Annotated in this window: 14 protein-coding genes and 1 pseudogene; 4 read left to right on the top strand and 11 right to left on the bottom strand. The window is 62.8% G+C overall.

Annotated elements, in window-relative coordinates; genetic code table 11:
* Window positions 1–121: 121 nt before the first annotated feature.
* The 8 genes from ACGLHS_RS07545 to ACGLHS_RS07510 form a co-directional block, all read right to left on the bottom strand.
* Window positions 122–514, bottom strand: coding sequence for a VOC family protein (locus ACGLHS_RS07545; protein ID WP_394478407.1), 393 nt, complete (start codon window positions 512–514; stop codon window positions 122–124).
* A gap of 257 nt (window positions 515–771) precedes the next feature.
* Window positions 772–1,038: a hypothetical protein gene (locus ACGLHS_RS07540; protein ID WP_394478405.1), complete on the bottom strand. Its 267-nt coding sequence runs from the start codon at window positions 1,036–1,038 to the stop codon at window positions 772–774.
* A gap of 90 nt (window positions 1,039–1,128) precedes the next feature.
* Window positions 1,129–1,410, bottom strand: coding sequence for a DUF6959 family protein (locus ACGLHS_RS07535; protein WP_394478403.1), 282 nt, complete (start codon window positions 1,408–1,410; stop codon window positions 1,129–1,131).
* Between the two features lie 936 nt (window positions 1,411–2,346).
* On the bottom strand, window positions 2,347–3,201 hold the full coding sequence (locus tag ACGLHS_RS07530) for a hypothetical protein (protein WP_394478401.1): 855 nt from the start codon (window positions 3,199–3,201) through the stop codon (window positions 2,347–2,349).
* A 433-nt stretch (window positions 3,202–3,634) separates the two neighbouring features.
* The gene (locus tag ACGLHS_RS07525; protein ID WP_394478399.1) at window positions 3,635–4,357 is read right to left on the bottom strand and encodes a hypothetical protein; all 723 of its coding nucleotides are present in this window, start codon (window positions 4,355–4,357) and stop codon (window positions 3,635–3,637) included.
* Between the two features lie 765 nt (window positions 4,358–5,122).
* On the bottom strand, window positions 5,123–5,485 hold the full coding sequence (locus ACGLHS_RS07520; RefSeq protein ID WP_394478397.1) for a hypothetical protein: 363 nt from the start codon (window positions 5,483–5,485) through the stop codon (window positions 5,123–5,125).
* Between the two features lie 118 nt (window positions 5,486–5,603).
* Window positions 5,604–5,987, bottom strand: coding sequence for a hypothetical protein (locus ACGLHS_RS07515; RefSeq protein ID WP_394478395.1), 384 nt, complete (start codon window positions 5,985–5,987; stop codon window positions 5,604–5,606).
* A gap of 143 nt (window positions 5,988–6,130) precedes the next feature.
* Window positions 6,131–6,547: a hypothetical protein gene (locus tag ACGLHS_RS07510; RefSeq protein WP_394478393.1), complete on the bottom strand. Its 417-nt coding sequence runs from the start codon at window positions 6,545–6,547 to the stop codon at window positions 6,131–6,133.
* Between the two features lie 379 nt (window positions 6,548–6,926).
* Here ACGLHS_RS07510 and ACGLHS_RS07505 point away from each other — a divergent pair, with 379 nt between their 5' ends.
* The gene (locus ACGLHS_RS07505) at window positions 6,927–7,571 is read left to right on the top strand and encodes an HAD family hydrolase (RefSeq protein ID WP_394478391.1); all 645 of its coding nucleotides are present in this window, start codon (window positions 6,927–6,929) and stop codon (window positions 7,569–7,571) included.
* Window position 7,572: 1 nt separating this feature from the next.
* On the opposite strand, the gene ACGLHS_RS07500 is transcribed toward ACGLHS_RS07505, so the two are convergent.
* Window positions 7,573–11,118, bottom strand: coding sequence for an indolepyruvate ferredoxin oxidoreductase family protein (locus tag ACGLHS_RS07500; RefSeq protein ID WP_394478389.1), 3,546 nt, complete (start codon window positions 11,116–11,118; stop codon window positions 7,573–7,575).
* Window positions 11,119–11,408: 290 nt separating this feature from the next.
* Between ACGLHS_RS07500 and ACGLHS_RS07495 the strand changes: the two genes are divergently transcribed.
* From ACGLHS_RS07495 to ACGLHS_RS07485, 3 genes and pseudogenes are all read left to right on the top strand, one after another.
* Window positions 11,409–12,296, top strand: a complete 888-nt coding sequence (locus tag ACGLHS_RS07495) for a LysR family transcriptional regulator (protein ID WP_093238513.1) — start codon at window positions 11,409–11,411, stop codon at window positions 12,294–12,296.
* Window positions 12,297–12,466: 170 nt separating this feature from the next.
* On the top strand, window positions 12,467–15,346 hold the full coding sequence (locus tag ACGLHS_RS07490) for an ExeM/NucH family extracellular endonuclease (RefSeq protein WP_394478386.1): 2,880 nt from the start codon (window positions 12,467–12,469) through the stop codon (window positions 15,344–15,346).
* 937 nt (window positions 15,347–16,283) lie between these two features.
* Window positions 16,284–16,634, top strand: a pseudogene (locus ACGLHS_RS07485) (methionine synthase); the annotation flags it as partial.
* A 342-nt stretch (window positions 16,635–16,976) separates the two neighbouring features.
* On the opposite strand, the gene ACGLHS_RS07480 reads toward ACGLHS_RS07485, so the two are convergent.
* The gene (locus tag ACGLHS_RS07480; protein ID WP_394478384.1) at window positions 16,977–17,765 is read right to left on the bottom strand and encodes a hypothetical protein; all 789 of its coding nucleotides are present in this window, start codon (window positions 17,763–17,765) and stop codon (window positions 16,977–16,979) included.
* Window positions 17,766–19,664: 1,899 nt separating this feature from the next.
* Window positions 19,665–20,555, bottom strand: a complete 891-nt coding sequence (locus ACGLHS_RS07475; protein WP_394478382.1) for an NAD(P)-dependent oxidoreductase — start codon at window positions 20,553–20,555, stop codon at window positions 19,665–19,667.
* Between the last annotated feature and the right edge of the window lie 10 nt (window positions 20,556–20,565).

Genomic DNA, 20,565 nt, shown 5'->3' with positions numbered 1-20,565 from the left:
CCGAATGTAGCTGGACAGATCCTCAGCGCAAAGGGCCCGAACCGGTCTTAAGCACTGCTCCAAAGCGGTCGTTCGGGTGAGGCTAGTTCGCTCTACACGTTCGCGAGCGCTTCAGCGCACGTTATTGCGCTCCCCACGCTGCCTGCTGAAGCACAACGCGGTAGCCATCGAGGTCTGCGAACGTGCGACCGCGGCGTTGCCAATACGGATTGAAGGACGAGACCTCGGTGAATCCGGCGGTGAGCATGGCTTCGGATGAGCGCTGCCATTCTGTAGGGTCCGGCATATAGAAGACGGTGAGGTCCTCCACCGTGGGGGTCGGGATTATCGGGTGGTCGCCGCAATGCGTGAACGCGAAATGGTAGGGCAAGGCAGGGAATCCGACTATTGCCGCAGCAAATCCTTGGTGGTCTACAAACCGGTCGAGTTCCCGCAGGCCAAGGCCATCGCAATACATGGCGAGCGAGCGCTCAACTGACCGGACTGGGCGAACGATTCGGAGCTGAACTGTCATACGCAAGAACCTCTCTGGCTGAACTGAATCTGCACCTCAACATAGTACGGCACGAGTGCGGCGAAACACCGCCGTGCAATTGCGCCCATATCACGATCCGCGCGAGCAGATTGGCGCCGGCTCATGACCAAACGTGCCTGGGCGCTGGACGTCGGCTCCTGGCCCACTGCAGCCTGTTGCGACCGGCGAGCTTCGGGGCCGGGCTTAGCATTCCGATTAGGACCGAATCGGACGTTCGACACCATCTCGTGGACAGACTAACTTGAGCGCCGCCCCGTCTGCTCCAAGTGAGCGTCGATCCATGCGTCCAGCACCGGACCGCTCCGCACAATTCCACTCGCCGTGCGCACGTGCAGTCCTGCGTCAAACTTCAACGATTGGCCGCGGCCGCCGTTCTGCTGCAGCCATGCAGCCACGACACCGGGATCGTCCGAGCCGAAGTGGTACTTGTCTAGAAACCAGTGCTCCTCGATGACGCGAAACTTCGCTGCAGGCTGCCGCGTGAATTTGAAGATCGACAACATCGACATTCCTTATACCGTTAGCTCTGGGTTGCATTCATGGTTTCAACTGGTGAAGCCCCAGCAACGTCAGCTTCTGGCCGGATGGCGGCGTCAGCCGCTCGACGTATCAGTGAACGGTAGTTTGATCGCGTGGGCTGTGAGCACTGTTTTGTAGTGGTTCATAAGGCTCTCAAGATGATCTGCAACATCGGCGAGATCTGCAGCAGCCTCCTCGTCGAGGAGATGGGCACTGCGTTGGACGCGACGAACCGACTGCTGAAGTCCGTGAAGCGTATCGCCTTGAACCAAGCAGCCGGGAAAGTGGCGGTCCGGGTGCCGTAGAACTGCGGCGTTGCTTGTATCGGAATAGATTTCGACCTGCTCTTTTCTCATGATCTAGTGTGTACCGGGAAGGTCAGCTTCTGGCCGCGAGCGGCCATCGTATCAGCGGCAGCCACGGGCCCTATGCGGCCTCATGAGTCGTCTTAATCTTCCTCTGACCGCGGGTACTCGGCAGGGCTCACGTCCCATATGAGAGTTTGGTGACTGCTCCACCGCAGACTGCCTAGAAGGACACCCTCGCCGCTGTAGAGGCGGATGTTTGCTGGTGTGCCTACTGCGGGGCGGCGGTAGATGCCACCTGAAATTAAGAAACTCGGGGCCGGCTCGATGACGCCAGAATCACAATCCGCGTGCTTGAATAGCGGTTGTGGTACATCCATGGGCTGATAGTTGCTGCCGCCGCAGCACAGCGCGCGGGGCGGATGTCTGCGGTCAAGCCGCCAGCGCAGATAGTCCGACACTTGTTCTTGCGCTTGCTCGGCCTCCATGAAGTGCGTTTCCACGGGGTACTCCACAGGGCGGCCAGCCCGCACTGCGCCGTAGGCATCTTCGAAGGCACGGACCGGGGCAATGTCCTCCACCACGCTGAGGGCCGCGCAGTCTTTACACCAGGCTGGGCGCAGAGGAATGGTCAGCAGATCGGCATCAGACAAAGGGCCACCAGGCTGCGCGGAACCCACTCTGAGGTAGCAGTGTGCCCCGTGGAACGCATAGCTGAAGACCTTGCTGCAGCCCGTGCACTTGTAGTTGGGTGGATGCATTCTCAGTTGGCCCGTTGTTGGGGAGTTATCTGCAACGCCTAGTTCTTCTGCGACTCAGGAGATGAGTTTCGATCTCGCCACCCACCAAGACGATCAGCAAAGGAACTAGAGAGCCTTCTATGTGCGGTCGATTTCTGATCGAAAGTCCGCTTGTGGCCGACTGTAGCCGCTCGCGAACTCCGAGCTTTGGGGCGCGCAAAGCAGTCACTCGGCTGGTGCTGCCGCCCTACACACGAATGAGAACCGGAAGCTGCTTTCCGTCGTTAGGCTGAAGGGCCTCCAGCGCGTCGAGGAACATGTCGATTTCCCGCTGCGAAAAGGCGCGTGGCAACCGATGGCGCGTCGCGTTGGCTGCCTGTAGCCGACGGTCCGCCTCGCGCACTTTATGGACCCAACTGGCGTCCAACAAGACAATGTCGCTCGAGACACAAGCACCCATCGCATGGTTGAAGTCCATGGCGTCGTTCTCGCTGAAAGCTGCGTTCTGGTCGAGCATGAAGTCGCGAAGTAGCGCGTTCTGGAGAACGTCGCGAAAAGTTGCCCCTTCGGCGATGCGATCCATACGGGCAAACGCTACCCTGACCGGATCGGTTCGTATTGCGTTGACGACCGCCGCGACCCCGGTCTTCAGTTCCTGGAAGGCCGGCTGGACGATGTGGCGTTGATCGACTGAGTTGACGATGAGCGTTCTAGTGGAGATGCGATTGCCATTCGCGTCCCATTCCTCCGCCATTTGGCGGAAAAGCAAATTTTCCGGACGCGGGCCAGGGCGCCCCTGCGCCTGAAGAAAACCGGGGTCAGCGCCGAAGTCCGCAATGTAGAGCGAAGGCAGCACCCGATCTAAAAACTCCTCAGCCTCGACAGCTTGCCTTCGGTCTGTCATAGCGCTGAATTCACCAAAATTCGTCAGTGAGACGAGTAGCGTCCCCCCTGCCCGATGAAGTGCGCGGACAAATCTGTCTTGCACCTCTCGCTCCTCCGCAAACCTGCGAACTGCCCAATGATCAAAGTAGACGACTGGCGCTACCAAGGTTTGAAAAAACTCGTGGCCGACTGCTGTTCGCTTGATGGTGATGGTCATTGGGGATCGCTTCTACATATGCCCTAGTCACGCTGTATGGCCTTGGCAGCTCGGTGCGTCGGTGTCGGCAAAACGATCGGAAGCTCGTGAGCAATGTCCGTTCATGGCCGACTGTAGCCGGTCGAGCGGCCGTCGCGAAGGGGCTTCCTGCTTCAGAGCGAAAAGTGGAAGAAGGTTTCCACGCCGCCTCACTAGCCAATGTGTGCGAAGCCGCCCTCGTGGTGGGAGACGCTGAGGGCAGCGATCTCGCGCCACAGAAAGATGACGTCCCCATCAAACATGAATTGGGAGGACTGGTTCATCCGCGTGCGGCCCGTAAAGAATCCGCAACTTGCTATTCGGCTGGTTCCTGAGAAACGCGCGGAGACCACCGCGACGCCGACCAAGGACATGAAAGGGTGATCCTTGGCAATCTTTTTCCACCTCTGTATGACTATCGCGCGACCAACGTCCGGGCGACTTGCTCCGCTGTCTGGGCGACCGACCTCAGAATGATCGCCTTGACCGGCTGGAATTCAGCAGCGGTTATGGCTTCATAGTCAGCTACCTCCACACCTTTCCACATCTCGGGGCGCATCTGGCGAAGCGTATTTAGTTGCTTCGCGAGTTCTGGCCTCGTTGCGATGTCTTCGCCCAAACCGTCAAGAGACCAAACATTCCATTGCAGCGGCGCGACGGTGGTAAAGCTCGTGCGCAGCCAAGTGCGGACGCTGTACACGCCTGGCACATCGGCGTACTGATGTACCGGCAGGCCGATGTATGAGCGAACATTCTTGACGACAACGATAGCCTGGACGCCCGATTGTTCGCGAATCGCCGGTAGTTCTTGCAGGGTCAAGTAGCCAGCATTGAGCTTGGCCTCATTGAGATCGATAGGCACCAAGCCCTGCGCCTTCAGCGCCTCGTTGATCGTCGACCTGACATCTTTTTCAAGCCCCCAGTTGAAGGGGTAAGTCTTTACGAAATTTCCAGCAACGGTCATCCCTTGATGAAGTTGCTTGGGCTGTGGGCTGATGCCGATAAACACGCCGACCTTTGCACCCTCAGAAAGCTTGAGCGATGGCTCAGCCGTTCTTTCTGGGGCATGCGATGCACAAGCTGTGAGCATCGCCCAAGTAGCGCAAGCAATGAATGCAAAACGAAAGAGCATGTTCATGGATTGAATTGGTCAAGGAATGCCACTGAGATTCTGCGACATTCCCGAACGACCGGTTATGGCCGAAACCACGCCTACAACACCATCTCACTGGTGACCAAGAAGCCTGCTTGCTCCAGCATCTGCGGGCGAGCTAACTGAGGCTGGGGCGGCAGGTGACACTTGCCGAATGAGGGGACCGTAGCAACCCGTTGCGGCATCCGTTCCGCATACCTGCATTCGGTTCTTTGAAGTGTCTAAGACTATGAAGCGGACGTCCTGACGGCCTGTGTCGTCCTGATAAGACCCGGAACAGTCCATGCCGAGATTGTCCCTCTCGATGCTGCGTGTGACCTTTGCAGAAGCAGGCCGACCCGTAAGCTCCTGAACTGAGTACCGGCCGTCAAGACGCTCGTTTCTGCTCGCGCTGGAAAAGGTTCCGTCAGCGCGAAACTCATATTGCTCGGCGCATCCTTTGGAAACAATCGACCACCGGCCGACTATGGTGGATTCGCTGGCGTTGTCGCGCCCCCCTGTGGCGCACCCTGCGGCTAAGGCAGCCACACAAAGCGCGATGCACAGCCAAAACGAAGGCTCTCCTACTCGAGCGTTCCGTTGCCCCAATCCTGCCGCCATCTATACCCCTCCACAAGGCTTTGCTACAGTGCGGAATGCTACCAGTGGGCGCGGCGGTACAGGAGGAATGACTGCTGTGCGACGAATTGGAGGCCGGCGGCGAACGACGGAATTTGGCCGAATCGCGTCCGAAGTTGAGGATGGCTAGTTCTACTCAGCAACGAGCTTGGGATGATTGCGAGTGGGGTCGGGGAGCATCCATCGCGAGTCGTTGTGAATCGCAGCTTGAACCGACGCCAAGAATGTCAACAATCCGTCCCGCCCAGCCGCCGTGGACTGCAGATTTGCTGTGAGGCTATCGAACGCTTCGCCAAAGCGGCGAAAGTCGTATGCGTCCAACTTATCTGCGACAAGAAAATCCATACCATATTCGTCGTGTGACTGAAGCACAGCCGAGAGCGCCGAGTTGTTTTCAACTGTTCTGCGCGAGCGGAGCTCTTCCGCGACCCATTCAAAGTCAATCGTCCGCAAGTCAAAAAAAGCGCCCGCGCTTATTGAAATGGTTCCTGCCACTGGCCCTCCAGAATGTCAAACGAATGCGGCGGTGCGCAGAGACCCAGCGACCGGCTGCCTCTAGCCGGATTTTGCCCGACGCTGCGAACGACTGGTTCTGGCCGAATGCGGCCTCTTGCTAATTCCGGTCCTTCCCGAGGTTGTCGGCCTGGGCGTGCGCGAAATCCCCAAAGGCTTTCCAGGGGCATGAGTTGGCAAAAGAGCGCAATGCCGAGATCGCGGCCTGCAAGTTTCCTTCGGACCGTTGGTCGTCCGCGTGTATTAGCGCTTCACCGAGGGCTCGATTCCATCCACGTTGGTTTGCCCTGAGCTCGAGGACCGTCGTCGCAAATTCGGCGGGTGATTGGTTGTCAGGTGGCACGTGATCCGGCAAGCTCGCAGTCACGAACTTCTTGAACCTCGTGCGGTTGTGGTCAGTCGCTTGCTGAACAAGTTCCTCGACAGGCAGCTTTGCCAAATCATGGAACCATTCGATCTCGTCGTGTGAAGCTTCTTGGCTCATCGCGCGGCTTCTCTGATCGGAGTAACTGGTTCTGGCCGACTGTAGCCGGTCGCCGACGCAGGGCTTCGGGCCCGAAGCGGCCGTGATGACATTCAGAAAGCGGACGCTCGAGCCACGGCGTTTGCTCTTGGGAGCGAATCTCTTCAGTTTCGTGCTCCAAACAAACGCTTCCACCATGGCAATCTCGGGTCTGCTGGAGGCTCCCACGGCTTCCATGTGCCATCTGCGCCATAGCTGCTTCCGCCATCCTCATCGAGAACAATGGCATTGAGCCTCTTTGCCAACGACACGAGCTTTGCGATGGTGGCCTGATCAGGGCTTTTCGTGTGAACTGCACCGTCGCTGAACCAGAGGGGTGGACGATCCGGATGCTTGATGTAGCGCCACGGATGCATGCGCTCAACCTCTCCCGAATCTAGGCGGCGCTCGTACCAATCTTCGTTCGAATATACGAGCTCATCATCAGAGTCAGCGACGTCCTGCCACTCGCCTCGGGAAATCGGAAATTCCTTTGTCTGAAGGTGCGACGGTGCGCGAGTGATGTATATCTCATAGCCCATGCAGGTCCGCCTTTCGATGTCTGGTTTCGCGATTGGGAAGTCGATGGGAAGGTCGGCTTCTGGCCAACTGTAGCCCCCGCGTCCGTCAGAGCTTCGGATTCAGAGGCCACGCTTTCGTGGCCATAACCAACCCATCGAGCATCACTCGAGTTGATTCGCATGGGTTTGAATCGTGCACTGCCGCACCATTGAACGAACCGTTCGACGGTGGCAGCGTTTGGCTCATCGGGCGATAGCAACCGGTTGAATCCACCGCCGAACCGCGAAGTCTAGAGCCCGCCAACGACGGTCCGCTCCCGCTGCGAAGCGGCGCAGCACATGAGCGCCGGTAAACTCTAGCCTTCTCGCGCACCGCTGCCCAACGGCAAGCAGCCCTCGGATGCCCACAACCCCCACCCTCGCCGCCTTCGACTTCGACGGCACCATCTCCACTTCCGACAGCCTGCGCGCGTTCGTGCACGGGCTGGTCGGCCAGGGGCGATTCGCCACCGGCGCGTTGCGTTCGTCACCTTGGCTGGCAGGCGCATGGGCTGGCGTCTGCGACCGGGGCACCGCCAAGGCGCAGTTCCTCTCCGCCACCATCGGCGGCATGGCGCGGCGCGAACTGGAAGACGCAGCGCGGCATTTCGCGACGCACGAACTGCTGGAGATGATCCGTCCCGAGATGCTCGACAGAGTCCGGGAGCACAAGCGCCGTGGGCACCGGCTGGTGCTGGTCAGCGCGTCCCCATCGCTCTACCTGAACGTGTGGGCCGCGCAAGCGGGCTTCGACGCGGTGCTGGCGACCGAACTCGCATTCACCGACGACAGATTCACCGGCCGCCTGGCTTCCCCAAACTGCTGGGGTCCGCAGAAAGTGGTGCGCCTGAAGCAATGGCTGGGCGACGGAGAGCGCCCAGCCACGGTCTACGCCTACGGCGACAGCCGGGGCGACCGCGAGATGCTCGCGTGGGCCGACCGGCCGTGGCTTCGGGGCGACGACAGCGCATTGCCGCCGCTTCCACCCCACGGCGCGGACCACTGACTCACAAGACAGCGCTGACCTTGCCGCGCTGCGGCACTGCTGCCGCAGCATCCAGCTTCTTCACCAGCGCCTGCCACCGCACCCGCGCCGACACCACGCTCTCTTCCTTCACATGCCCGAAGCCGCGGATCTGCTCTGGCAGCCGCGCGAGTGACAGTGCGGTGTCGAAGTCGATGGCATCGAAGCGCGCCAGCAGGTCTTCGACCATCGCGCGGTAGTCGTCGATCAACTGGCGTTCCATGCGCCGTTCGGCGGTGCGGCCGAAGGGGTCGAGCGCTGTGCCGCGCAGGCCACGGAATTTCGCGAGCAGGCCGAATGCGCCCAGCATCCACGGCCCGAAGCTGGTCTTGACCGCATGGCCTTCGGCATCGCGGCGGCCGAGCATCGGCGGCGCGAGGTGAAAGCGCAGCGTGGGCTTGCCCTCGAACTGCTCATTCAACTTTTCCATGAAGCGCTTGTCGGTGTACAGGCGCGCGACCTCGTACTCGTCCTTGTAGGCCATGAGCTTGTAGAGGCCCGAGGCCACGGCCTTGGCCAGCACGTTGCCGCCGCGCGCGCGCTGCTCGACCACGCGCACGCGCTCGACCAGCTCCGAATAGCGCTGCGCATAGGCCGCGTTCTGGTACGCGGTCAGCAATTCGATGCGATGCGCCACCAGCGCCTCGAAGCTTTGCGGCCGCTGCAGCGCGACGACTTTCGACGGCGTGGCTTCGCGCGTCACGCCCGCGAGGTCGAGCGCCGCCTTGCGCCCCCAGCGGAACGCCGCCTGGTTCGCCTTCACCGCCACGCCGTTGATCTCGATGGCCTTGTTCAAGGCATCGGCCGACAGCGGTACGAATCCCTTCTGGAACGCAAAGCCCAGCAGGAAGAGGTTGGCCGCAATCGCATCGCCCATGAGGCGCGTGGCCAGTTGCGTCGCATCGATGAAGTCGGCGCGGCCCTCGACCGATTCCTCGATCAGCGCGCGCACCTGCGCGGCCGGAAACTCCCAGTCGGGCTGTTGCGCGAAGTGTCCGGTCGGTTGCTCGAAGGTATTGACCAGCGCATAGGTGCGCCCCGGTCGCATGCGCGCGATGGCGTCGGGCGCGCCGGCCGTGAGCATGTCGCAGCCCAGGATCAGGTCGGCCTCGCCGGTGGGAATGCGCTGCGCCTTCAGTTGCGCCGCATCGCGTGCGATGCGCACGTGCGAAGTGACGGAGCCGTTCTTCTGCGACATGCCCGTCATGTCGAGCACGCTGATGCCCTTGCCTTCGAGGTGCGCCGCCATGCCGATCAGCGCACCGATGGTGATGACGCCCGTGCCACCGATGCCGGTGATGAGGATGTTGTGCATGCCATCGAGCGCGAGCGGCGCGGGCTCGGGCAGCGGCGGTTCTTCAGATGTTGCCTTCGCCACCACCGGTGCCTGCTTGCGCGGCTTCACGCCTTCCACGGTCACGAAGCTCGGGCAGAAGCCCTTGATGCACGACTCGTCGGCGTTGCACGCGCTCTGGTCGACGCGGCGCTTCAGGCCCAGGTCGGTCGGCTGGGGCAGCAGGGCGGTGCAGTTCGATTGCTCGCCGCAGTCGCCACAGCCTTCGCACACGGCCTCGTTGATGAACACGCGCCGCGCGGCCTGCGGAAACTCGCCCTTCTTGCGGCGGCGGCGCTTCTCGGCCGCGCACACCTGGTCGTAGATGAGCACCGAGACGCCCTCGAACTCGCGCAGTTCGCGCTGCACCGCGTCCATGTCGTCGCGATGGTGCACGGTGAGCATGAAGCCCTCGCGATCCGCCGGCAGCATGCTGCGGTCGGCCCAGCGCGTCGGGTCTTCGGCCACCAGCGCAAGGCGCTTCACGCCTTCGGCCGCCATCTGGTGCGCGATGCGCGGCACGTTGATCGGCCCGTCCACCGGCTGGCCGCCGGTCATGGCCACCGCGTCGTTGTAGAGGATCTTGTAGGTGATGCTCACGCCGGCCGCCACCGCCGCGCGGATCGCCATCGAGCCCGAGTGGTAGTAGGTGCCGTCGCCCAGGTTGGCAAACACGTGCTTGCGCTTGGAGAACCACGCCTGCCCGAGCCACGGCGCGCCTTCGCCGCCCATGTGCGTGGTGGTCTTGTTGTGCTCGGGGTAGATGGCGGTGGCCATCACGTGGCAGCCGATGCCCGCGAGCGCAAGGCTGCCTTCGGGCACCTTGGTCGATGTGTTGTGCGGGCAGCCCGCGCAGTACCAGGCCGGGCGCGGCGGCGTGGCCACGGCCTTGCCGAGCACCACGTCTTTCGCGTCGAGAATCGCGAGCCGCATGCGGATGCGGTCGCTGGTGTGAAAGCGCGCCACGCGCCCGGCGATGACGCGTGCGATCTGCGCCACCGAGAAGTCGGCCGTGGCCGGCAGCAGCCAGTGGCCACGCGGATGCGCACCCCATTCGCCCTGTTCGTCGAACTTGCCGATGACGCGCGGGCGCACGTTCTCGCGCCAGTTGTACAGGTGCTCCTTGAGCTGGTATTCGACGATCTGGCGCTTTTCTTCGACCACAAGAATCTCTTCGAGCCCATCTGCAAACTCGCGGATCGAATCGGGCTCCAGCGGCCATGGCATCGACACCTTGAACAGGCGAATGCCGATGCGCGCGGCCTCGTCGGCGTCGATGCCCAGTTCTTCGAGCGCTTCGAGCACGTCGCGGTACGACTTGCCCGAGGCCACGATGCCCAGCCGCGCATTCGGCGAATCGATGGTCACGCGGTTCAGGCGGTTCTCGCGCGCATAGGCGATGGCGGCGTAGATCTTGTAGTCCTGCATCAGCGCCTCTTGCTTGCGCGCCTGCACGCCGAGCGTGTCGGTCGACAGCCGCGCATGCACGCCGCCCGGCGGAAACACGAAGCCTTCGGGCAGCCGCGTGTGCACGTCGAGCGCGCCGGCCGCGATGGAGCCCGAAGACTCGACCGTGTCCGCCAGCGCCTTGAAGCCCACCGGCAGGCCTGCAAAGCGCGACATCGCAAAGCCATGCAGGCCCAGTTCGATGTATTCCTCCACGCTCTGCGGATAGAGCATCGGGATCATCGAGGCCGCGAACAGGTGGTCGCTCTGGTTCGGCAGCGTGGAAGACGACGCGCCGTGGTCGTCGCCCGCCACCAGCAGGATGCCGCCATGGGGCGACGTGCCCGCATGGCTCATGTGCTTGAACACGTCGCCGCAGCGGTCCACGCCGGGCGCCTTGCCGTACCACATGGCAAAGACGCCATCGACCGCGGCCTCGCCGGTCAGGTGCACCTGCTGCGTGCCCCAGACGGCGGTGGCGGCCAGCTCTTCGTTCACGCCCGGCAAGAACTTGACGGCGTTGGCTTCGAGCTGCGGCTGGGCTTTCCACAGCGCTTCGTCCAGGCCACCGAGCGGCGAGCCGCGATAGCCCGAGACGAAGCCCGCTGTGTTCAGGCCGGCCGACTGGTCGCGCCATTTCTGCACGAGCATGAGGCGCACCAGCGCCTGGATGCCGCTGAGGTAGATCCGGCCTTCGGTGGCCGTGTACTTGTCGTCCAGCGCAACGCTGGCCAGTTCGTGGGATGCCATGACTGAAAAAGACTCCGGGTAGGACTCGTGGAATGCGGACGTGGCCCCGGTAGAGGGCCGGCCCGCGAAACGCCCCGCCGGGGTAGACGGCGGGGCAGCAACGATTCTTCCGCGTTGTGCGCGGAAAGTGCTTCTTCGTTGAGGCGGGTTCGGGTGCTTAACGGAAGATTTGTCTTTGGCAGTGGCGTTTCGCCGAAAGACATTCGGCGGCCCTGCGAACCCCGCAAGACCCCGCAGGCCCGACAATGTCCGCCCCCGGGCTCGGTGCCCGTCCCCACAACGAGAACGCGATGAGACCCGACCTGGATTCGCTGGCGCTTTTCCTGCGCGCGATTGAGCACGGCAGCCTGTCGAAGGCCGCCGCCGAAAGCCACATGGTGCTGTCGGCCGCGAGCCGGCGCCTGGCGATCCTTGAAAGCCAGCTCGGCGTTGGCCTGCTCAACCGCAGCTCGCGCGGCGTGACGCCCACCGGCGCCGGCGAGTCGCTCGCCATGCATGCGCGCCAGATATTGCGCGACGTCGATCGCATGCGTGCTGACCTGTCGGACTACGCGCAGGGCGCGACCGGTCGCGTGCGCCTTCATGCCAACGCATCGGCGATGGGCCAGTTCTTGCCCGACGACGTGGCGAGCTTTCGGCAGCGCTACCCCGAGATTCGCGTGAGCGTGGAAGAGCACCGCAGCGTCTACATCGTGCAGGCCATTCGCGACCGGCAGGCCGACGTTGGCGTGATCACCAGCGAGGCGGCCGACCCGGCGCTGCACTTCATTCCTTACCGCACCGACCGGCTCGTGGCCATCGCGCCGCAGAAGCATCCGTTGCGTGGCCGCGAGGTGTCGTTCGAGGAACTGCTCGACTTCGATTTCGTGGGGCTCGAAGACGACTCCGCGATCTCGCGCACGATGGAAGACGCGGCGATGAGCGCGCGCAAGGTGTTGCGGCTTCGCGTGCGGGTGAAGAGCTTCGAGGCCGTGTGCCGGATGATCGAAGCGGGCATGGGCGTGGGCATCTTGCCCGAGGGGGCGGCAGCGACGTATCGCAAGGAGATGAAGCTGCGCTTCATCAATCTCACCGATGCATGGGCCTCGCGCCGCATGTATCTCTGCACGCGACAGGAGGCGCTGAGTTTTCCGCAGCGCAGGCTTGTCGATCACTTGCTGGCGCGCGGCATGCCATAGCCGCTTCGGCCCTGGTGTCGTCAAAGAAGGGGCTACTGGAGCGGATCGGCAAGGGGTTGCTGCAAAACGACCACTCTGGCGTTGGGTTTCGCGGGGGTTACACACAAGGTCCATATAAACGGCTGCGGTTCGCTTGCCGGACCTTTCCCCCAAATACAAAAGAAACCCACATGACACATCGAGGATCAGGGCCCACGTGGCTGTTCAGAACATTAGCGTTGATATCGGCCATCGCGCTGACCGCCTGCGGCGGCGGCGGTGGCGGCAACGCACCCTTTCCGCTGATTGCTGCGCCGCCGGCCAGCAGCAGCACACCGCCGGCCGGTGACACGCCTGCGGGCACGCCGCCGCCAGCAACGCAGGCCGAAGCGACACCGCCGGTCGTGACAACGCCGCCGCCCGAGGTGACGCCTCCGGCCGTGGACCCGCCGGTCGTTCCTCCGCCTTCATCGGCCACGTGCACCGCCGCCATTCCGGCCAGCGCGCCGCTGAAGGCCATCTCGTCCGTGCAAGGCACGGGCGACATCAGCCCCCTGGCGAACCAGGCCGTGACGGTGCGCGGCGTGGTCGTCGGCGACTTCCAGAACACCGGCACCACGACCGTCAAGCTGAACGGCTTCTTCGTTCAGCAGCTCGACCCCGATGCCGATCCGATGACCTCGGAGGGCGTCTTCGTCTACGCCCCCAGCGGTGCCACCCGCGTGGCCGTGGGCGACTTCGTCCAGGTCTCCGGCGTGGTCGCCGAGTTCGGCCAGACCACGACCGCTGGGGCCAAGCCCGACAGCATCACGCAGATCGCCGGCACGAGCCAGGAGCCGCTTGCCATCAGCGTCTGCGCCAGCGGCATGACCATCGCCCCGACGAAGATCACGCTGCCGGTGGCCGACGAATCCACGCTGGAGCGCTACGAAGGCATGCTGGTCGAGATCTCGCAGCCCCTGGCGGTGACTGAACTCTTCGAGCTGGGCCGTTATGGCCAGATGGTGCTGTCGCTGAACGGGCGCCAGTTCAACCCTACCAACGGCAACTCGACGGCCACCCATGCGCAGAACATGCTTTCGCGCATCGTGCTGGACGACGGCTCTTCGCGCTCGAACCCCAACCCCATTCCGTACCTGAGCGCGGCCGGCACCGACGGCACCCGCCGGATGGGCGACACGACGCAGAAGGTCACGGGCATCCTGAGCCACAACTTTGGCGCTTACCGCATCCAGCCAACCGTGACGCCCGTGTTCGCGCAGGCCAATCCGCGCCAGCTCACGGCACCGGTGGTCGGCGGCTCGCTCAAGGTGGCCAGCCTCAACGTGCTCAACTACTTCACCACCTTCCAGGACGGTACGAACGCCGCGGGCCAGACCGGCCAGGGCTGTTCGTTTGGCACCGGGCCCGCATCGGCGGCGACCTGCCGTGGCGCGAACAACCTCAACGAGTTCCAGCGGCAGCAGGCCAAGATCGTGGCCGCCATCGCGGGCCTCGACGCCGACGTGGTGGGGTTGATGGAAATCCAGAACACCGACGTGGCAACCAGCAACCTCGTCGCGGCGCTCAACGCCAAGGTCGGCGCGAATACCTATGCCTCGGTCAGCAGCGGCGTGTTCGGCACCGACGCAATCAAGGTGGACATCCTCTACAAGCCCGCGAAGGTCCAGCGCGTCGGCAACGTTGTTCTGCCGACGGGCACCGACCTGACGGACTACACCGCCGCCAGCGGACGGCCGCCCCTGGCCCAGCGCTTCAGCGCGGTGGGCAACAACGGCGGCTTCTGGTTCGTGGTCAACCACCTGAAGAGCAAGGGCAGCTGCCCCACGACCGGCGACACCGACCAGGGGCAGGGCTGCTGGAACCTGGCGCGCGTGCAGCAGGCGAAGGCCTTGAACAGCTTCGTCGGCAAGCTCAAGGCCATGGGCGAGACCGACGTGCTGATGATGGGCGACTTCAACAGCTACCTGCTCGAAGACCCGACCAAGGAACTCGAGGCCGCGGGCCACGAGAGCCTGCTCAAGCGCATGCCCGTTGGCGACCGCTACACCTACGTGTTCGGCGGCGAGACCGGCGCGCTCGACCATGCCTACGTCTCGACCTCGCTGGCCACGCAGGTCAGCGGCGTGAACGTGTGGCACATCAACTCCGACGAACCCACCGCGCTCGACTACAACACCGACTTCACGACCGACGATCGCTACGCGCCCACGCCGTTCCGTGCATCGGACCATGACCCGGTGCTCGTGGGCCTGAACCTGGCGGCCGACGCCGCGGTGAGCCAGCCCATCGTCAGCGCGACGATTCCGGCATCCGCGAAGACCGGCGAGACCGTCAGCGTCGACATCTCGGAAGCCACGCCCGGTGGCTCGGCCACGACGACTTCCCTGACGGTCGACTGGGGCGACGGCAACACCTCCTTGCCGCCCGGCACCGGCACCGTGACGCATGTCTATCCGGCCGTGGGCACCTACACAGTGGTGGTCACCCTGGCCAACTCCGCCGGCCAGACCGCCATGCAATCGGGCCGCGTGACTGTCAGCGCGCCCGTGGTGGTGGTGCCGCCGGGTCCGCCCGACCTCTTCTTCAGCGAATACGTGGAAGGTTCGTCCAACAACAAGGCGCTCGAGATCTACAACCCGACCGCTTCGGCGGTGGACCTGAGCCTGTACACCGTCAAGCTGTACGCCAACGGCGGAACCACGGCGACCGGCACCCAGGCACTGAGCGGATCGCTCTTGCCAGGTGGCACGGTGGTGCTGGTCCATGCAAGCGCCGCGGCGCAGTTCAAGGTGGCGGGCTCCATCACCAGCGGTGCCGTCAACTTCAACGGCGACGATGCCCTGACGCTGGAGAAGTCGGGCGTGGTCATCGATCGGTTCGGGCAGCTCGGCTTTCGTCCGGCAAGTGCCTGGACAAGCAACGGCGTCAGCTCGCAAGACCAGACGCTGCGCCGCAAGGCCGGCATCACCTCGGGCGACCCGAACGCAACCGCTGTTTTCGATCCATCGGTGCAATGGGACAGCTATCCCATCGATACCGCTTCAGGTCTGGGTTCGCATACGCCGTGAACTGAGGTTCGCCGGCGCGTGCCCGGATGGGGTGCGCGCCGGATGAAGTCAAGAAGAAGCGGGGAGAAGCGCCCCGCTTCAGCGCAGCGCTTCGACCAGATCCAGCACCATCCGGTCGGGTCCGAACTTCTCGATGCCTTGCGTGAGCAGGGCATCCACGGCCTTCCGCCGCCCTTGGCGAGCAGGTCTACGAACACGCAGGGCTTGACGCCGGTGCGCTCGGTGCAGGTGGTATCTGTTGACGCGCGGGATGTCTTGAGGCTCGGGTTCGGGTTCATCAGGGCGACGCTCACGCCGACGGGGTACCTTGCTCCGCGAATGTCCCCCGGCCTGCGGCCTCCTCCTTTATTTCGCTGCGCAAGGCACCCCGCCGGCGCGATCGTTGAGAGCCGCTGCGGACTGGCACGGCACGAGCCTGCGAGGCTCGCGCGCTGCGCATTGCGGAAGCTGCATTTGTTGGCGGTTGCCGAGACTTCGCGCGGCATGAACCGCGCTGCTTCGCCGGGTTCTTCTCTAGAGTGAATGCCCCTGTCACTCGACACCCCGCCAAGGGGCCAAGGGAAGAAGAAAGGCGCAACACACCCAACCACCACCGAGATGTTTGAAGGCTGCTTGCCTCGCGGCAGGTTGTCGGTGCGAAAGCAGCGATGCAGATGCGAGGTATCAAAAGGCGACGGCCAGGGTGTAGTGAGCACCCCAGCCGTCTAACCAAGTTCGTGCAACTACCCTCTAAAGGACCGCACAAAAATGGCTAGCAAGACTATAGCCCGGCCTCGCACGCCGGCAGCTTCCGAAGACAACGCCCAAGACCCGGCGGATCTTCTAGAAAACACACTCTCTCAGCTTGAGGCTCTGCTGTGGGTCTGCCATGGGGACAACATCGACTGGTGCAACGGTGATGGGCCTCGGCAGATGAACAACCTGCTCTGGCTTGCGGCTGGGCGACGAATGGCGTCAGTATGAGACGGTGTTCCCCGCACTTGCCAAGAGTCGCATCGACCAGGTGAGCCTGGAATGCATCAATTCCCATGTGCCGCCCGACCTGATGAAACTGCTGGTCGGCAAGGACGTGATGGTCGGCGTGATCGATGTGGCCAGCGACGTGGTCGAGACCCCCGAGGAAGTGGCTGACACCATCGGCCGGGCGTTGGAGTTCGTGCCGAAGGAGCGGCTGTTCCCGTGCACGAATTGCGGCCTGGCGCCGATGGGGCGGGACGTGGCATGGCGCAAACTGAAAGCGCTGGCGGAGGGCACGAGGCTGGCAAAGGAGCGGCTCACCACGGTCTGATGCCGACCCAATCGTCGCGCCCCGTCATCCTGGTCGCGCACCGCTCCGATCTCGCCCTGCGTCAGGTGATCGCGCAATGCTTTGGGGGCCGCCCAGCGATCGCTGCAGGCCCTGTACCGCCCTAAACCTGGCGGTCACGGATGTCTGCTTTGCAGCGACCGGTTGAATCCGCCGAACCTAACCAGGCATTGACCTTTGGGCAAGACCAGGCTCACCGTTTTGTCAAGGTAAGTCACAGTCTCCGCGGACACTGCGGCCGAGCAGAAGGCCGCGGCAAGGGCAAGAATGGACTTCAACTTCATGCGGGATGCCGGGCGCCAGCTCATCGGACGATTCGTTGGCTCACGGCGTTAGGGCCCTTCCGTTCCTCACGCCTCGTGCGAGCGGATCTTCAGGAACTAGACTGCGCGCCTCGAAGCCGCCCCCAACTTTGTTCAGCGGCATCCTCACCTCGCACACACGCTGCGTCACCAAGTCCCGTACCGCAACACTCACCAGCGAGGGATATTGAGCTCCTCGAATGATGGTGGCTTCAGGTCTCGCGGTGGAAGCCATTGCCGCCTCAGCGAACTCTGCAATCTCCTTTGGCTCATAGCCCTGAACCTTGAGGCGGTAGTCAATCAAATGCTGGGTAGAGCCAGCGGTCATGTAGACGGAATTGGTCGACTGTTTTTCTGTTTCCGTTGCCGATTCGGCCTCGAAGGTTCGTGCCGAACCGTTTTTGTCAAGGTTTTCGTGGCGCTTCTCGACTTTCGTGGCGCTCGAGCGGAAGTTAAATCCGAGACCACTGTCTGCAAGACGACTGCTCACATATTCGTCTTCGTAGTCGTCCAGAATTTCGAAGCCAGCTAGCACGCCGTCCTCCGACACGGAATACCAACCATGGATGTCATCAAGCGGATATGAAAGCGGGCGCCGGCTGTTGATGGGTGCGAAGCGCGCGTCAGCCGACTCGCATGTGAAAGAGACGCAGCCATCCATTCCACACTTGCACCGGTCTACTAGGTACAAAGATTCGAGTTGCTCGAGCAACTCGGGCCTGTCGCGGCGCAGAGTCTGCGCAACGCTGGCGTAGAGGCGCGGCAATGCGTCTTTGATTGAGATCCGGTCGTCGCAGTTTTTCTGATTCATTCAGCTTCGCGGTTGGGAGTGAACTTGGCTTGCCGTCAATCAAGTCGACAGGTAAGAGGAAGGGCCCTCTACAACTGCGGGAAGACGTCGCTCGAGGACATCTTGTGCCTGGACCGATTGACTGGTTCCGACCAACTGTACCCCGAAGATCCGCCGCTACGGAAGGCTTTGAGTGGCCCTTGAGCGTCCCCTCAAGATGACGCCTCCGAGATAGCTGGTTAGTCAAAAAAGCGTCTTGGCCTAGAAGCCTCCTCGTCGCGCCGGTACGAACATGTGTGCGGCTGCTCAGGAGGAAATTGAGTCGCGGAAGCTCGTCGCCCTAGAGGGAAAAGCGCGAACAAAGGCAAGAGAAATTGACGTTCTTGATGAAATGAGCTGTCGATGATTCCAAGTCTGAGCTGGACGAGGCTTGGTCGCCGCGGGCTGGAGTAAAAGAGGGCGTGTGCGATGTTGAAGTGCGGGCCCGTTGAACTGTACGAAGCGAGGCTAGGAGAGGCGAATCTGCCGCGACGTTAGGGGCCCATTCGAATAAAATTGTGACCTCAAAATGAGCCGCGAGAGGCCATTCGATGACGATGACCCACAAGCAGTTGGACGCAATGATGGTGGCCGAATCACGGTTGATATCGATGGGCGTCCTCTCGCCACCAGATACGTCGCAGGACGCAGAGTGGGCGGCAGCGTGGACGAAGGCATCCGAGGAATCGACCAGGACAGGGTTGCCCGTGGCCTTGGAGTTGCCTCCGCGGGCGGCTCCATCCAAACGGTAATCTTGGCGAAGTGTTCCTAATTGCAGAGCTTCCCGCTTGAGCAATTTTTCAAAGGGCTGCTTTAACCCTGATCTCTACAAGATGGACAACCAATGACGATAACCCACAAGCAGTTGGAAGCAATGACGGCAGCGGAAGCGCGACTGAAAGCCGCTGGTGTCCTATCGTCGCCCCACTGGGAACCGGACGATGAGTGGGCGGCAGCGTGGACGAAGGCATCCGAGGAGGCGATCAGGACAGGGTTGCCCGTGACCTTGGAGTTGCCCCCGCGGGCGGCTCCAGAGGCCGCCCCATCCAAACGGTAATCCTGGCAAAGTGTTCCTGGTCGCAGAGTTCCCCGTTCGAGCAATTCGCCGAGGGGCTGCTTCCACTCTGATCTACAAAACGGAAAGCCAATGACGATAACCCACAGGCAGTTGGAGGCAATGACGGCAGCGGTAGCGCGGCTGAACGCCGCTGGCGTCCTATCGTCGCCCCACTGGGAACCGGACGATGAGTGGTTGGAGGCGGCGACGAAGGCCTCCCAGCAGGCGATTAGAACCGGGTTGCCGGTGATCTTGGAGTTGCCTTCGAGGGTGGACCCGGAGACCGCCCCGCCCAAAAGATAGTTCTGGAGAAGCCTTCCTGGTCGCGAGTATCCCAGTCGGCAGTTCGTTTAGAAACTGCTTCAGCTCCGACCTGGAAAAGGCCGTTGGCAGCCCTAGCCTTGGACAGTCGAGCGAGTAGTAGTTGCGGCTCGCCGTGCGGCTGCTTTGGAGTGCCCGGAATGTCTCGTTCGGGCACTGTACTGCCATAGACCCGACGATCACGGATGTCTGCTTTGTAGTCTGAAGCGGGCATTGAACGCAGTCATGCCAATGTCGACCGTGGCGGACGCCAGCCCCTCGGAGTTCTGCTTGTCCAGCGGCTGGCTCTCGCGAAAGGTCAGTGGTGCGCTCGCGCATGTCCATCTGCAATCGACTGCAGCGGTCGAACCGGCAACCCCCAGCTGCACTCACTGTGCGCAGGGCATCGGGTGCTCCCCGCAGCGAAATAAAGGAGGAGCGAAGCGGGGGACATTCGCGGAGGGGAGTACCCGGTGTCCTGTGCACGCGCCCTGAACAGCGGTGCACAGAACACAGCAAGAAAATCAGCGCAGCGCTTCAACCAGATCGAGAACCATCCGGTCGCCACCGAACTTCTCGACCCCATGCGTCAGCAGCGCATCGACCGCCTGCGCAATGCCATGGCTGGACGACGACTGCTCCGCCATGTCGTTGTAATACCCCAAGTCCTTCTTCGCATTCGCCATCGAGAACTTCAGCGAATCGGTGCTGCCCGTCAACAGCTTGGGCTTGACGCGTTCCAGCGCGACGCCATTGCCGCCACCCTTGGCGAGCACATCGACGAACACATCGGGCTTCACGCCGGCGCGCTCTGCGCAGGCCGCAGCCTCGCACAGCAACGCGACCGTGCCCAGCGACACGAAGTTGTGCAGCAGCTTCATCGCATGGCCCGCACCAATGCCGCCCACGTGCGTGATGTTCTCGGCAAAGCAGCGCAGCAGCGGCAGGCATGAAGCCAGCACTTCGGCGTCACCACCCACCAGCAGGTTCAGCCGGCCTTCGGCGGCTTCCTTCGCGGTGCGCGTCATCGGCGCATCGAGAAACTTGCCTCCCTTGGCGCTCACAGCCTCGGCCACCTTCGCGGTGGAGGCGGGCACGGCGGTCGAGCAGTCGATCACCACCGTGCCGGGGCGCAGGGTGCTCAGCGCGCCCTTGTCGCCCAGCATCACGGCTTCGACCTGCGGCGTGCCGGTGACGCAAAGGATCAGCACGTCGACCTGCGCGGCCAGCGTGGCGACATCGGCCACCGACGTGGCGCCCGCCTTCAGCAGCGCGTCGAGCGGCTGGTTGCCGGCGTGCTCCAGCACGGTCAGTTGGTGGCCGTGCTTGACGATGTTGCTGGCGATGCCGTGGCCCATCAGGCCGACGCCGACGAGGCCGACTTTGCGCGGGGCTTGCTGTTCAGTGGTGGTCATGTGTTGTCTT

Origin of the sequence: Variovorax sp. VaC1, from assembly GCF_043658315.1 — a bacterium.
GTDB lineage: Bacteria > Pseudomonadota > Gammaproteobacteria > Burkholderiales > Burkholderiaceae_C > Variovorax.
This window is presented reverse-complemented; position numbering and strand designations above follow the sequence as displayed.